Raw genomic sequence first — 14608 nt, 5'->3', positions numbered from 1 at the left:
CACGCCGATCGTCGAGGAGGAGTCGCGATGAGCACCGTGCCCGGGAACGACGCATGGCGGGACGCCGGACTGGACGAGCAGGGCGAGGACGCCGTCAGCCTGGTGGAAGAGGTCGAGGACGACGACCCCGGGGTCGAGGACCCCGTGCACGAGGTCGACGAGTACCAGCCGCGGACCCCGCGCCCCGACCTGGAGGGCGAGGCCGCCGAGGCCGACGTCGTCGAGCAGGCGTCCGCCGTGCCGGGCAGCGACGACGACTACGCCTGACCGTCCGCACCCGGCCGGTGCGCTCGGCGCGAGGCGGGGCGTACCGGCCGGTACCGTGAGCGCATGACCACCGAGAACGCCCCGCTGACGGTCGACGTCATCCGCGCGCTGCCCAAGGTCGTGCTGCACGACCATCTTGACGGCGGGCTCCGCCCCGCCACGATCCTCGAGCTCGCCGCCGACGTGGGGCACCAGCTCCCCGCGGACGACGCCGAGGCGCTCGGCGCCTGGTTCGCGGAGTCCGCGGACTCCGGGTCGCTCGTGCGCTACCTCGAGACGTTCGACCACACGATCGCCGTCATGCAGACGCGCGACGCCCTCGCCCGCGTGGCGCGCGAGGCGGTGCTCGACCTCGCGCGCGACGGCGTCGTGTACGCCGAGCAGCGCTGGGCGCCCGAGCAGCACCTCCAGCGTGGCCTCACCCTCCAGGAGACGGTCGACGCCGTGCAGTCCGGCATCGAGCAGGGCGTCGCCGAGGCGGCCGCCGAGGGGCGGACCATCCGCGTCGGGCAGCTCGTCACCGCGATGCGGCACGCCGACCGCTGGTCGGAGATCGCGGAGCTCGCCGTCGCGAACCGCGGGAACGGCGTCGTCGGGTTCGACATCGCGGGCGCCGAGGACGGCTTCCCGCCCTCGCGCCACGTCGAGATCTGGCGCTACCTGGCCGAGCAGAACTTCCCCGTGACGATCCACGCGGGGGAGGCGGCGGGCCCGCAGTCGATCGCCGAGGCCGTGCACCTCGGCCAGGCGAGCCGCATCGGCCACGGCGTGCGCATCGTCGAGGACATCGCGTTCGACCCGGAGTTCCCGCACAGCGCCGAGGGCGAGCCCGGGACGGCCGCGCTCGGCCTCCTCGCGCACTGGGTGCGCGACCACCAGATCCCGCTCGAGCTGTGCCCGTCGTCGAACGTGCAGACCGGGGCGGCGACGTCGATCGCCGACCACCCGATCACCCGCCTCAAGGAGCTCGACTTCGCGGTCACGCTCAACACCGACAACCGGCTCATGTCGCGCACGACGATGACCCAGGAGATGGCGCTCCTCGTCGAGCACGCCGGCTGGACCATCGACGACCTCGCGGACGTCACGATGACCGCCGCGTGGAGCGCGTTCGTGCACCACGACGAGCGTCGTGCGCTCGTCGACGACGTGATCCTCCCCGGCTACCAGCAGATCGAAGGAGCGCAGCTGTGAGCGACGCGACCGGCACGCAGCCTCTGGACGCGGCGGGCCTGGCCCGCTTCGTCGACCACACGCTGCTCAAGCCCGAGGCCACCCCCGCGGACGTCGCGGCGCTCGTCGAGGAGGGCGTCCGCCTGGGCGTCTACTCCGTGTGCGTCTCCCCGTCGATGCTGCCCCTGGACCCGGCGACCACGCGCGAGCGCGGGCTGCTCGTCGCGACGGTGTGCGGCTTCCCGTCGGGCAAGCACCACAGCGACGTCAAGGCGTTCGAGGCCGCCCGGTCCGTCCGCGACGGCGCCGACGAGGTCGACATGGTCATCGACGTCGGCGCGGCCAAGGCCGGCGCCTGGGACGCGGTGCGCGACGACGTCGCGGCCGTCCGCGCCGCCGTCCCTGCCGACAGGGTCCTCAAGGTCATCATCGAGTCCGCCGCGCTCACGGACCACGAGATCGTCGAGGCGTGCCGCGCGTCCGAGGCGGCGGGCGCGGACTTCGTCAAGACCTCGACCGGGTTCCACCCCGCGGGCGGTGCGTCGACGCACGCCGTCTCGATCATGGCCGAGACCGTCGGCGGTCGCCTGGGCGTCAAGGCGTCCGGCGGCGTCCGCACGCTCGCCGACGCCCTCGCGATGATCGAGCACGGCGCCACGCGCCTCGGGCTGTCCGGCACCGCCGCCGTCCTCGCGGGGTTCGGCGGCGCGGACGCCCCCGCCGGCGGGGACGCGGGCTACTGAGCGTCGTGACGGCGGCGGTGACCGTCGTCGCGGAGGCCTGACGAGCCGGGTCCCCGGTCACCGGAACGTTCCGGTGACCGGGGACCCCGGCTCGTGGTGGCTCAAAGACCGAGCGCGCGCGTCATGTCGGCCTTGACGCGGTCGAGGCGGTCACGGGCGAAGGCCCGGGCCGCGGTGAGGTCGTCGTGCGAGGCGTCCGGGGCGACCGGGACCACGACCTCGAGGTAGCACTTGACCTTCGGCTCCGTGCCGCTCGGGCGCACGATGACGCGCGTGCCGTCCGCGGTGAGGATCCGCACGCCGTCCGTCGGCGGGAGCCCGTCCAGGCCCGCGGAGAGGTCGGTGACGTCGGAGACGCCGGCCCCCGCGAGGGTGCGCGGGGGAGCGGCCCGCAGGTGGGCCATCGTCTCGCCGATGCGGTCGAGGTCCTCGAACCGGGCGGAGAGCTGGTCGCTCACGTGCAGGCCGTGGGCGCGCGCCAGGTCGTCGAGCGCGTCGACGATCGAGCGCCCCTCGGCCTTGAGGCGGTTCGCGAGCTGCGCGACGAGCAGCGCCGCGCTGATGCCGTCCTTGTCCCGGACGTGGGCCGGGTCGACGCAGTAGCCGAGCGCCTCCTCGTAGCCGAACACGAGGCCGTCGACGCGCGAGATCCACTTGAACCCGGTGAGCGTCGTCGCGAAGCCGAGCCCGTGCGCGGCCGCGATCTTGCCCAGCAGCCGCGACGACACGATCGAGCAGGCGAGCACGCCCCCCGGGGCGCCCGACGCGGCGACGCGGCGCGCGACGTCGTCGCCCAGGAGCGCGCCGACCTCGTCGCCGTGCAGCATGCGCCAGCCGTTCGACCGGGCCGTCTCCGCGCCCTGGTAGGTCCCGACGCGCGGGTCGAGCACCGCGACGGCGCACCGGTCGGCGTCGGGGTCGTTGGCGAGCACGACGTCGGCCGCCGCGTCCTGCGCGACGGCGAGCGCGAGGTCCATCGCGCCCGGCTCCTCCGGGTTGGGGAACGCGACGGACGGGAAGTCGGGGTTCGGGTCGAGCTGCTCCTCGACCGGCACGACCGTCGTGAAGCCCGCGTCGCGCAGGACGTGCGCGACCGTCTCGCCGCCCACGCCGTGCAGCGCCGTGGTGACGACCTTGAGCTCGCGCCGTGCGCCGTCGGACAGCGCCAGGACCGACCGCTCGTAGGCGACGACGACCTCGCGGTCCAGCACGGTCCACCCGGACGACGCGCGCGGGACGGACCGCGCCGGCCCGACGGCCGCGATCGCGGCGGCGATGTGCGCGTCGTAGGGCGGGACGATCTGGGCGCCCTGGCCCGAGTCGGTGACGACGCGGCCGCCGAGGTAGACCTTGTACCCGTTGTCGGCAGGCGGGTTGTGGCTCGCGGTCACCATGACACCCGCGTCGGCGCCGAGGTGGCGCACCGCGAAGGCGAGGACGGGCGTCGGCAGGGCCGACGGCAGGACGAGCACGTCGAGGCCCGCCGCGGTGAGCACGGCCGCGCTGTCCACCGCGAACGTGCGGGAGCGGTGCCGCGCGTCGAACCCGACGACGACGCGCGGTCGCGCCGCGCCGCCCGCGCCCGCCGGGCCGAGGGTGTCGAGCAGGTAGGCGCCCAGGCCCGCGGCCGCGCGGATCACGACCGCGCGGTTCATGCGGTGCGGCCCCGCCTCCATGCGCCCGCGCAGGCCCGCCGTGCCGAACTCGAGCGGGCCGGAGAACCGGTCCTGCAGGTCGGCGAGCGCCCGCACGCGCACGTCGTGCTTGCGCGGGTCGGGGGAGTCGACGAGCTCGAGCAGACGGCGCAGCTCGTCCTGGTCGCCCGCGTCGACGTCGTCGTCGATCCACGCCGTGACGCGCGCGAGGAACGCCGCGTGGTCGGTCCCCGGGTCGAAGGTCGGGTCGTCGGCCGGGTCGGCCCGGTGCCCCGCAGTGCGGTCCGTCATGTCACACCAGCTTCGCGATGTCGGCCAGGAGGGCGCTGATCCGGGGTCCCGCGGCCTGGCCGGCCTCGATCACCTCGGCGTGGGAGAGCGGCGTCGGGCTGATCCCGGCGGCGAGGTTCGTCACGAGCGAGACGCCGAGCACCTCCAGGCCGCAGTGCCGGGCCGCGATGGCCTCGAGCGTCGTGGACATGCCCACGAGGTCGGCGCCGAGGATCCCGGCCATCCGGACCTCGGCGGGCGTCTCGTAGTGCGGCCCGGGGAACTGGGCGTACACGCCCTCGGGGAGCGTCGGGTCGACGCGGTGCGCGAGCTCGCGCAGGCGCGGCGAGTACACGTCGGTCAGGTCGACGAACGTCGGCCCCTCCAGAGGGCTGCGGGCCGTGAGGTTGATGTGGTCGGAGAGGAGGACGGGCGTGCCCGCGCCCCACTCCTGGTTGAGCCCGCCGCAGCCGTTCGTGAGGATGAGCGTCTCCGCGCCCGTCGCGGCGGCCGTGCGCACGCCGTGCACGACGGCGCGCACCCCCTTGCCCTCGTACAGGTGCGTGCGCGAGCCGAGCACGAGGGCGTGCCGCACCGAGCCGTCGGCGCGCTCGACCCGGATGGACCGCGTCACCGAGAGGTGTCCCGCGACCGCGGGTGCGGAGAAGCCGGGGATCTCGTGCGTCGGGACCTCCGCGACGACCTCGCCGAGCAGCTCCGCGGCGCCGCCCCAGCCCGACCCGAGCACGAGGGCCATGTCGTGGCCCTCGACCCCGGTGGCCTGCGCGATGTGGTCGGCCGCGGCCCGGGCCACGAGGAAGGGGTCGGTCGCGGGATCGTCGAGCGGGGGTGTGCTCGGAGGCGTCGTCGTCATGGTCGCAAGGCTAGTCCGTCCCCGGGCCCGCGACCTGACGAGCACCGCCGTCCCGTGCGGCGCGCCGGACCTGCCGCGACGTCTCGCATGCTGACACCGAGGGATGCGACGGCCTGACAGAATGTCCGGCGTGACGCACGTGAGCATGGACTCCTCGACCGCCCCGGACAGCACCCGCATCGTCGTCGTGGGGGGTGGGCCCGGCGGCTACGAGGCCGCCCTCGTCGCCCGTCGCCTCGGCGCCGACGTCACCGTCGTCGAGCGCCACGGGCTCGGCGGCGCGGCCGTCCTGACGGACGTCGTGCCCTCGAAGACGCTCATCGCCACCGCCGACTGGATGACGATCGCCGAGCGCGCCGCCGAGCTCGGCATCCGCCTCCCCGTCGACACGGCCAAGGCGCAGCACCCCGCGATGCGGCGGCACATCGTCGACCTCGAGGCCGTGAACACGCGCGTCATGGCGCTCGCGGCGGCGCAGTCCGCCGACATCCACGCGCGGCTCGAGCGCGAGGGCGTGCGCGTCGTCATCGGCGAGGGCCGGCTCGACGGCCCCGAGCGCGTCGTGGTCGACGCGCCCGACGGCACCGACGGCCCGCTCGTGCTCGACGCGGACGTCATCCTGCTCGCGCTCGGCGCGACGCCACGCGTGCTCCCGACCGCGCAGCCCGACGGCGAGCGCATCCTCACGTGGACGCAGCTCTACAACCTCTCCGAGCTCCCGGAGCGGCTCGTCGTCGTGGGGTCGGGCGTCACCGGCGCCGAGTTCGCGGGCGCGTACAACGCGCTGGGCTCGGACGTCGTGCTCGTGTCGAGCCGTGACCGCGTGCTCCCCGGCGAGGACGCCGACGCCGCCGAGCTGCTCGAGGGCGTGTTCCGCTCGCGCGGCATGACGGTCATGTCCCGCTCGCGCGCCGAGTCCGCCGAGCGCACCGCGGACGGCGTGCGCGTCACGCTCTCCGACGGCCGCGTCGTCGAGGGCTCGCACGTGCTCATCGCCGTCGGCGCGATCCCCTCGACGAGCGGCATCGGCCTCGAGGAGGCCGGGGTCCGGCTCACGCCCAGCGGGCACGTCGAGGTCGACAAGGTGTCGCGCACGTCGGTGCGCGGGATCTACGCCGCGGGCGACTGCACCGGCGTGCTGCCCCTCGCGTCCGTCGCGGCGATGCAGGGCCGCGTCGCCATGTCGCACGCGCTCGGCGACGCCGTCGTGCCGATCAAGCTGCGCACCGTCGCGGCGAACATCTTCACCGCGCCCGAGATCGCGACCGTCGGGTACAGCGAGGAGCAGCTCAAGGCGCAGAGCAGCAAGTACGTCACGACCGTCCTGCCGCTCGCGCGCAACCCGCGCGCCAAGATGCTCGGGATGCGCGACGGCTTCGTCAAGCTGTTCGCCCACCCGGAGGCGGGGGTCGTGCTGGGCGGCGTGGTCGTCGCGCCGCGCGCGAGCGAGCTCGTGTTCCCCATCACGCTCGCGGTCTCGCACCGCCTCACGGTCGACGACGTCGCGTCGGCCTTCACCGTCTACCCGTCGCTCAGCGGCTCGATCGCCGAGGTGGCGCGCATGCTGCACCACCGGGAGGACTGAGCACTCGGCGGTCCCGGCGGGCGCGGTGCCTCAGCCGAGCGCGGCGACCAGCCGACGGGCGCTCGCGGCGGGGTCCTCGGTGCCCGTGACGAGCGTGCGGTGCGCGAGGCTCCGCGTGCCCGGGTCGTCGAACCACTCGGCGAGGAAGTCGTGCCCCGCGGGTCGCCAGTCGGTGCCCTTGGCGGCGAGGGAACGGGCGCGCAGCACGCCGAGCGCGTGCTCGCGGTCGGTGCTCGGCAGCACGAGGACGACGTGCGGGACGGACGCGAGCGCGGCGCGGACGCGGGCGAGCTGCGCGGGGTCGGTGTACGACGCGTGCCCCGCGCCGAGCGCCAGCACCGAGCCCGGGTGCTCCGCTACCGCGCGCTCCGTCGCGTGCGCGCGGGCCGGTTCCCACTCGCGCTCGGCCGCCACGCGGCCCACCACGCCGACGCGCTCGACGAGGCGCTCGACGCTCCAGCCGACCTCGGGGTAGTAGCGGTCGGCCACGGCGTCGAGGTCGACGAACGGCACCCCGAGCCGCTGCGCGACGAGCGCGCCGAGCGTCGACTTGCCGGTCGCCGCGGGACCGAGCAGGACGAGGACGGGCGCCGGGGGACGAGCGTCCGGCACGTCAGAGCCGTCCGTCGAGACGCAGGCTCCCGTCCGACCACGCGAGCTCGGTGAGCTGGAAGCCGGGGAACGTGTGCTCGAGCACGCCGCCCAGGAGCGCCTGCACGTCGACCGCGACGCGCGCCTCGGGCAGCACGCGCACCGCCTCGGGGGGCAGGCCGTGCGAGCGCAGCGCGCCCTGCAGCGGCGCCTCGACGAAGCCGAGGAGCTTGTGGGCGGGCAGGCCGGCCGCGCTCGCCTCGACCGCGAGCACCGCGGTGCCCGCGACGACGGACTCCACGCGCAGCGTCGCGCGGACGACCGGGACGAGCCGGGCCGCGAGCCGGAGGGCCGACGGCGGGTCGGGCACCTCGCGCAGGTCGACGACGACCCGCACGTCGTCGCCCTCGCTCGCGACCGACCGCACGTACGGCGGCAGACCGCCCGTCGCGCGGGCGATCTCGACGGCCTCGGTCACGGTCAGCTCGATGCGCACCCGTCGACCCTAACCCCGCCGCCCCGCGCCCGGGTCGGGCCGCGGGCGCCGGGATCCCGGGCGGGGGCGGTCGGGACGGGTCTCAGTCCTGCGCGCGGAGCTCGGCGAGCAGCGGGCGGTGGTCGGACGTCGTGACGTCGAGGACCTCGACCGACCGGAACGTCACCGCGGGGGAGCCGAGGACCCAGTCGATGCGGTGCGCGGGGGCCACGGCGGGCGACGTGAGCGCCGCGGGGTCGCCCGCGACGTCCTGCCCGCTCTCGAGACCGGCGTCCTCGAGGAGGGAGATCTCGTCCCAGCCGGGCTCCGCGTTGAGGTCGCCCGCCAGGACGTACGCGTCCTCGACCGGCTCCGCGGCGAGGAGCGCGTCGAGCTGGTCGAGGCGGGTCGGGGTGTTCTCCTCCCGGTGCTGCACGTGCACCGACGTGACGCGCACCGGGACGCCCGCGGCGTCGACCGTCGCGGAGAGGGCCGAGCGCTCCTGGGGGCCGGCCCCGTAGGGGAGGGCGTGGCGCACGACGTCGGTGAGGTCGCCCCGCAGCGGGTCCCAGAGGATCGCGTTGCCGAACTGGCGGTCGGCCGCGGGCGCGAAGACGACCCGCATGCCGGTCGCGCGCGCGAGGTACGTCGCCATGTCGGCACCGCCGCCGAGCACCCAGCCGCGGGACACCTCCTGGAGCGTCACGACGTCGGCCCCGGACTCCGTGATCGTCGCCGCCATCTCGTCGAGCCGGACCGACGGGTCGGCGCTCACGCCGTAGTGCAGGTTCCAGTCCAGCAGCCGGGGGTCGCCCACCGGGTAGTCGGCGACGGCGGACGTCGTCGTCGGCACGTGGACCTGGGTGACGCCGACGAGCGCGAGCAGCGCGACCGCGCCCCCGAGGGCGAGTGCGAGCGGCCCGCGCTCCCGAGGGGCGGGCCGCTCGTCGTCCGGGGTCGGCGCGGCGCGGTGCGCACGCCTCCCCGCGACCACGGCGGGGACGGCCACCGCGAGCGCGGCCGCGACGGGCAGCAGGGTGTGAGGGAACGGCAGCGGCACGTCGTACTCGAGCTGGTAGCCCAGCAGCGGGACGGCGACGCCGAGACCCGCGGCGCTCGCGGCGCCGGCGAGCCGGAGCCACGTGAGCGGCAGCGCCGGGCCGGTCAGCGCGAGGGCGAGCGTGCGCCCCGCGACCGGGACCAGCAGCACGAGCAGGGCGAGGAGCACCCAGCCCCACGCGCCCGGCCCGTCGACCCGGGGGACCGCGAGCAGGACGACGGCGACGCCCACCACGAGCACCGCGGGCGGGAGCCACACACCGGGCCGGGACCGCGCGGGTCGCGGGACGGCCCAGGCCGTGAGCAGCGCGGCGACGGCGAGCCCGGCGACCGCGAACGGGAGCGCGACCCCCGTCTGCGCCGCCGCGAACGCCGGGTTGACCAGCACCTGCACGGCGAGCGCGACGAACGGGCCGAGCACCCACAGCCCGCGCGACCCCGGCACGGCGTCGCGCCCGCGCAGCACCCACGCGCAGGCGAGCGCCGCCCCCGTGACGACGACCGTCACGACCCACGCGCCGACGTCGACCCGCCAGTAGGCGTCCCACGTGCCCAGGGCCGCGCTCAGCGCCGCGGCGAGGAGCGCGCCGAGCACGACGCCCAGGGCCACGAGGCGGCCCCGCGCGAGGCCGTCGGCCGCGCCGGGGCGGGCGCCGCTCACGAACCCCGCCACGAGGACGAGCACGCCGATCCCGAGCGCGACGGTCGCCAGGCCCACGCCGTACCGGACGAGCCCGAGGTCCGCGCCCGAGGCGATCGCCGTGCCGAGCCCCTGGAGCACGAGCCGCGCCACGACGAGCGCGGAGACGGCGAGCAGCACGACGCGGCCGGTGAGCTCGAGCCGCGCGGCGATCATCGCGACGAGCAGCCCCGGCGCCGCGTACGTCGCGAGGGCCGTCAGGGCCACGGTGACGACCCCCGCGGAGAACGCGTGGTCGAGCAGCGGGCCGCTCGACCGCACGAGCTCGACCACCGTCGCCGTGACCGTGACGACGAGGAGCAGGAGGGCGAGGTCGGCGCGGTCGCGCGGGACGACGGGGGCCGGCGCGGGGTTCACGAGGTGTGACGCTACCGCCCCGGGCGCGCGCGGCACAGGACGGCCGGCGTGCGGGCGGGCGGCGTCGGTGCTCGGGACGCCGCCCGGGCCCTCAGTCCTCGGACGGGCCCTCGAGCAGGGCACGCAGCCCCGGCCAGGCGTCCGCGAAGGCCGGGAGGAGGTCGAGGCCCGCGACGTCGTCGACGGGGACCCACCGGACCTCGATGCTCTCGGCGTCGGTCGCACGCGGCTCGACCGGCGTGCCGTCCACGACCTCGGCGAGGACCGTCGTGTACCGCCACGGGCCGTGGTCGAGCACGCGCTCGCCCACGACGCGCACGGTCGCGGGGTCGATCCCTGCCTCCTCCTCCGCCTCGCGCAGGGCTCCCTGCGCGGCGGTCTCGTCCGGCCCGACGGCGCCCCCCGGCACGCCCCACGTCCCGCCCTGGTCGGACCACGGGGCCCGGTGCTGGAGCACGACGTCGGTCGGCCGCCCGGTGCCGTCGCGCCGGGCGAGCAGCAGCCCGGCCGCCCCGAACAGCCCCCAGTGCCGACGTCCGCACGCGCACTCGACCCAGCCGTCGCCCGGCTGGAGGTGGCGGGGGAGCCGGGTCGGCGGCTCGTCGGGGTCGCGGGGGGCGGTCGGGATCGTCACGAGCCCCATGCTGCCAGCCCGGTGCCGTGCCCCGCCGCGCGCGGCGGTGCGCCGTCGGCGAATTCCGTGGACCGTGTGGGTGGCGCCCGGCACGATGTCCGGGTGAGCCATACGCCGTACGAGAACACCGACGCCGCGCCCGCGGACGCCGTCGACCGTCCCGCCGAGGACGACACGCTCGCCCGGCCCCGGTGGCGCCGGGACACCGCGGTGTTCCTCTCGGGGCAGACGGTCTCCCTGTTCGGCTCGATGCTCGTCCAGTACGCCGTCATGTGGCACCTGACGATCGAGACCAAGTCCGGCTCGGTGCTCGCGCTGAGCACGCTGTTCGGGTTCCTGCCGCAGGCCGTCGTCTCCATCTTCGGCGGCGTGTGGGCGGACCGGGTGAACCGCAAGGTGCTCGTGATCGCCGCCGACGCCACGATCGCCGTGACGACGCTCGCGCTCGCGCTCCTCATGCTGGGTGGGGCCGACGACCTCTGGCTCATCTACGCCGCGCTGGCCGTCCGCTCGACGGGCGCCGGCGTCCAGACCCCGGCCGTCGCGGCGCTGCTCCCGCAGATCGTGCCCACGAGCAGGCTCCTGCGGGTCAACGGCATCAACCAGTCGATCCAGTCCGCGATGATGCTCCTCGCCCCCGCGGTCGCTGCGGCCCTGTACGCGAGCCTGTCCCTGGTCGCCGTGTTCTTCGTCGACGTCGTCACCGCCGCGATCGGGATCGGGCTCCTCCTGCTCGTGCCCGTCCCGACCCTCGCGCGCGCCGCCGCGGGTGAGCGCGCCGGGTACTTCGACGACCTCGTCGAAGGGTTCCGCTACCTCGGGTCGCACCCGTTCGTCCGGTGGGTGCTGGGCCTCTACGCCGTCGTGTTCCTGCTCATCGTCGCGCCGTCGTACCTCACGCCGCTCATGGTCGCGCGCACCTTCGGCGAGGAGGTCTGGAAGCTCACTGTCAACGAGGTCGCGTTCTCCGTCGGGATGCTCCTCGGGGGCGTGCTGCTCGCGACGTGGGGCGGCCTCAAGAACCGGATCGCGATGATCGTCGGCTCGACGTTCGTCTTCGGCCTGCTGTCGGTCGCGATGGGCGTCTCGACGAACATGTGGGTGTTCTTCGTCTTCATGTTCCTGCTCGGGCTCTCCGTGCCGCCCTTCTCCACGACGTCGATGACCGTGCTCCAGGAGACCGTCGAGCCGGAGCGCCAGGGCCGGGTCTTCGGGTTCGTCGGCATCGTCATGGCGGTCTCGATGCCGCTCGGCATGGTCGTGTTCGGCCCGCTCGCGGACCGCTTCTCCGTCGAGTCGTTGCTCGTCGTCTCCGGGGTCCTCATGTTCGTGGTCGTGACCGTCGCCGTCGCGCTGCCCTCGGGACGGCGGGCGATGCGCGCCGCCGCCCAGCCCGGCTGACAGCAGGCAGACGGCGAGCTCGGCACCCGCGGTCAGGATCGGCAGTCGGTGCTACCGAACTCGACCTCGGGTGCCGAGCTCGGTCGGAGGTGCCGATCTCGGGACGACCGCGTCCACCCCGACAAGGTGCCGGGGCGGGACGCGCAGGTCAGTCGACGATCTCGCAGATGGCGGTGCCCGAGCTGACGCTCGCGCCCGCGGTCGCCGAGAGCGAACGGACGGTGCCGGCGCGGTGGGCGAGGAGGGGCTGCTCCATCTTCATCGCCTCGAGCACGACGACGAGGTCGCCCTCGGCGACCTGGGTGCCGTCGGCCACGGCGACCTTGACGATGGTGCCCTGCATGGGCGACGCGAGCGTCGTGCCCGACCCGCCGCCGTTGGACTTCGCGGCGCTGCGACGCGCGGGGCGGCGGGCGGCGTTCGCGGTGCGGGCACGCCCGGCGGCCATGCCGAGCCCGGCGGGCAGCACGACCTCGAGCCGCTTGCCGCCGACCTCGACGACGACGCGCTCGGTCGCGAGCGGCTCGTCGTCCTCGTCCGCGGGCGCGGCGGGAGCGGGCGCGAGCGTGGCGAGCCGGTCGGCGAACTCGGTCTCGATCCACCGGGTGTGCACGCGGAACGGCTCGTCGTCGGTGGGGACGAACGCCTCGGCGTCGAGCACGGCCCGGTGGAACGGGACGACGGTCGGGATGCCCTCGACCTCGAGCTCGCGCAGGGCGCGGCGGGCGCGCTGGACGGCCTGCTCGCGCGTGGCGCCGGTGACGACGAGCTTGGCGATCATCGAGTCGAACGCGCCGGAGATCGTGTCGCCCTCGACGACGCCGGAGTCGACGCGCACGCCCGGCCCGGACGGGAAGCGCAGGCGCGTGATGCGCCCCGGGGCGGGGAGGAAGTTGGCCGCCGGGTCCTCGCCGTTGATGCGGAACTCGATCGAGTGGCCGCGCACCTGCGTGGAGGTGTACCCGAGCGGCTCCCCGGCGGCGATGCGCAGCTGCTCGCGCACGAGGTCGATGCCGGTGACCTCCTCGGAGACGGGGTGCTCGACCTGCAGGCGGGTGTTGACCTCGAGGAAGGAGATGGTGCCGTCGGCGCCCACGAGGAACTCGCACGTCCCGGCGCCCACGTACCCGGCCTCCCGGAGGATCGCCTCGGACGCCTTGTACAGCTCGGCCTCCTGCGCGGCGCTGAGGAACGGCGCGGGAGCCTCCTCGACGAGCTTCTGGTGGCGACGCTGGAGCGAGCAGTCGCGCGTGGAGACGACGACGACCGTGCCGTGCTCGTCGGCGAGGCACTGGGTCTCGACGTGCCGGGGGGTGTCGAGGTACCGCTCGACGAAGCACTCGCCGCGCCCGAACGCCGCGGTCGCCTCGCGGACGGCGGACTCGTAGAGCTCGTCGATCTCGTCGGTGGTGCGCGCGACCTTGAGGCCGCGGCCCCCGCCGCCGAACGCTGCCTTGATCGCGATGGGCAGCCCGTGCTCGGCCGCGAACGCGTGGACCTCGCTCGCATCGGCGACCGGGTCGGGCGTGCCGGGCACGAGGGGGGCGCCCGCACGGTGCGCGATGTGGCGGGCGCTGACCTTGTCGCCGAGCGCGTCGATCGCGGCGGGCGGCGGGCCGATCCAGACGAGCCCGGCGTCGAGCACGGCCTGCGCGAACTCGGCGTTCTCGGCGAGGAAGCCGTACCCGGGGTGCACGGCGTCGGCGCCGGAGCGGCGCGCGACGTCGAGCAGCTTCGCGATGTCGAGGTAGGTCTCGGCCGCGCGCGTGCCGCCGAGCGCGAACGCCTCGTCGGCGAGGTGCACGTGCAGGGCCTGGCGGTCGGGGTCGGCGTAGACCGCGACGGACGCGATGCCGGCGTCGGCGCACGCGCGCACGATCCGGACGGCGATCTCGCCACGGTTGGCGACGAGGACCTTGCTCAGGGGGCGGGTGGGGTTCGCGGGCACGGCTCACGGTAACGCGTGCGCACGGCGCGGTTCACGCTCCTGCGCGCGGTACCGGACAAGATTGGAGAACGAACCAAGCCGCGCCGAGGGCGGTTGTCGGAAACCTCCATAGCGGCCCGTCCCTGGGCTCCGTGAGGTGCGCGGCGTTGTCCGGCCTCGACAACGGGCGCCGCGCAGCGCGTCAGGCGCGCAGCGCGTGCCAGGCCACGCCGACCTCGCGCAGGAGCGACCGCACGAGCGGCAGGCTGATCCCGACGACGCCGTGGTGGTCGCCCTCGATCCGCTCGACGTACGGGCCGCCGAGGCCGTCGACCGTGAACGCGCCGGCCACGTGGAGCGGCTCGCCGGTGGCGACGTAGGCGTCGATCTCGTCGTCGGCGAGGTCGGCGAAGTGCACGACGGTCGAGCTCGTCGCGCCCACCGCCGCACCCGTCCCCCCGGCGTCGGCCGGGCGCAGGTCCACGAGCCAGTGCCCGGTGTGCAGGACGCCGGCCCGGCCGCGCATGGCGCGCCAGCGGGCGCGCGCGTCGTCCGCGTCGGCGGGCTTGCCGAGCACCTCGCCGTCGAGCTCGAGCATCGAGTCGCACCCGACGAGCAGCGCGGCGTCGTCCTCCGGCGTCCCTGGTGCGGTCGCGTCGAGCGTGCGCACGACCTCCTCCGCCTTGGCGCGCGCGAGCACGAGCACGGCGTCGACGGGCGCGAGCCCACCACGTTCCGCGGCGGCGTCGCGCAGCACGGCGTCCTCGTCGACCCCGGACACGCGCACCAGCGGGTCGACGCCGGCCGCACGGAGCGTCGCGAGGCGGGCGGGGGAGCGGGAGGCGAGGAGCAGTCGGAGCACCCGCGCAGACTACCCGGCGCGGCTCGCGGCCCCGG

The 14608-nt window shown here is 75.5% G+C and carries 13 protein-coding genes; 5 read left to right on the top strand and 8 right to left on the bottom strand.

The features are described 5' to 3' along the window. The first annotated feature begins 27 nt into the window (after positions 1-27). The 3 genes from RDI86_RS02565 to deoC all read left to right on the top strand — a co-directional run bounded on the left by RDI86_RS02565 (position 28) and on the right by deoC (position 2183). Positions 28-267, top strand: coding sequence for a hypothetical protein (locus RDI86_RS02565; RefSeq protein ID WP_009863298.1), 240 nt, complete (start codon positions 28-30; stop codon positions 265-267). A gap of 63 nt (positions 268-330) precedes the next feature. Beyond that, positions 331-1461: an adenosine deaminase gene (locus RDI86_RS02560; protein ID WP_043651295.1), complete on the top strand. Its 1131-nt coding sequence runs from the start codon at positions 331-333 to the stop codon at positions 1459-1461. Next, positions 1458-2183 carry a deoxyribose-phosphate aldolase gene (gene deoC, locus RDI86_RS02555; protein ID WP_061267656.1) on the top strand — a complete coding sequence of 242 codons (726 nt, stop codon included), beginning with the start codon at positions 1458-1460 and terminating at the stop codon, positions 2181-2183. Before RDI86_RS02560 ends, deoC begins: the two co-directional genes overlap by 4 nt. Positions 2184-2284: 101 nt before the next feature. Here deoC and RDI86_RS02550 read toward each other — a convergent pair whose 3' ends face one another. Continuing rightward, positions 2285-4129, bottom strand: a complete 1845-nt coding sequence (locus RDI86_RS02550; RefSeq protein WP_308820623.1) for a phospho-sugar mutase — start codon at positions 4127-4129, stop codon at positions 2285-2287. 1 nt (position 4130) lies between these two features. Beyond that, a complete protein-coding gene (locus RDI86_RS02545) occupies positions 4131-4982 on the bottom strand; it encodes a purine-nucleoside phosphorylase (protein WP_031316850.1) in 852 nt (283 codons plus the stop codon). A gap of 145 nt (positions 4983-5127) precedes the next feature. On the opposite strand from RDI86_RS02545, the gene RDI86_RS02540 reads away from it, so the two are divergent. Beyond that, a complete protein-coding gene (locus RDI86_RS02540) occupies positions 5128-6567 on the top strand; it encodes an NAD(P)H-quinone dehydrogenase (RefSeq protein WP_143311159.1) in 1440 nt (479 codons plus the stop codon). A 30-nt stretch (positions 6568-6597) separates the two neighbouring features. On the opposite strand, the gene RDI86_RS02535 is transcribed toward RDI86_RS02540, so the two are convergent. The 4 genes from RDI86_RS02535 to RDI86_RS02520 form a co-directional block, all read right to left on the bottom strand. After that, positions 6598-7179, bottom strand: a complete 582-nt coding sequence (locus RDI86_RS02535) for a shikimate kinase (RefSeq protein ID WP_308820622.1) — start codon at positions 7177-7179, stop codon at positions 6598-6600. Position 7180: 1 nt separating this feature from the next. Beyond that, on the bottom strand, positions 7181-7654 hold the full coding sequence (locus tag RDI86_RS02530) for a hypothetical protein (RefSeq protein ID WP_034653947.1): 474 nt from the start codon (positions 7652-7654) through the stop codon (positions 7181-7183). 82 nt (positions 7655-7736) lie between these two features. Next, positions 7737-9749 carry an endonuclease/exonuclease/phosphatase family protein gene (locus RDI86_RS02525; protein WP_308820621.1) on the bottom strand — a complete coding sequence of 671 codons (2013 nt, stop codon included), beginning with the start codon at positions 9747-9749 and terminating at the stop codon, positions 7737-7739. 91 nt (positions 9750-9840) lie between these two features. After that, on the bottom strand, positions 9841-10377 hold the full coding sequence (locus RDI86_RS02520; RefSeq protein ID WP_374990513.1) for an NUDIX domain-containing protein: 537 nt from the start codon (positions 10375-10377) through the stop codon (positions 9841-9843). A 108-nt stretch (positions 10378-10485) separates the two neighbouring features. On the opposite strand from RDI86_RS02520, the gene RDI86_RS02515 reads away from it, so the two are divergent. Continuing rightward, complete coding sequence (locus RDI86_RS02515) at positions 10486-11784, top strand: MFS transporter (protein ID WP_061267663.1); 1299 nt, start codon at positions 10486-10488, stop codon at positions 11782-11784. 148 nt (positions 11785-11932) lie between these two features. Here the strand turns inward: RDI86_RS02515 and RDI86_RS02510 are convergent, their stop codons facing one another. Next, complete coding sequence (locus RDI86_RS02510) at positions 11933-13732, bottom strand: biotin carboxylase N-terminal domain-containing protein (RefSeq protein ID WP_233140235.1); 1800 nt, start codon at positions 13730-13732, stop codon at positions 11933-11935. Between the two features lie 181 nt (positions 13733-13913). Next, positions 13914-14573 carry a nucleoside triphosphate pyrophosphatase gene (locus RDI86_RS02505; RefSeq protein WP_168945758.1) on the bottom strand — a complete coding sequence of 220 codons (660 nt, stop codon included), beginning with the start codon at positions 14571-14573 and terminating at the stop codon, positions 13914-13916. Between the last annotated feature and the right edge of the window lie 35 nt (positions 14574-14608).

Origin of the sequence: Cellulosimicrobium sp. XJ-DQ-B-000 (assembly GCF_031119065.1) — a bacterium.
In the GTDB taxonomy this organism is placed as follows: domain Bacteria; phylum Actinomycetota; class Actinomycetes; order Actinomycetales; family Cellulomonadaceae; genus Cellulosimicrobium; species Cellulosimicrobium funkei.
Note: the sequence above shows the minus strand (reverse complement) of the source record. Positions and strands in the feature narration are given on the sequence as shown.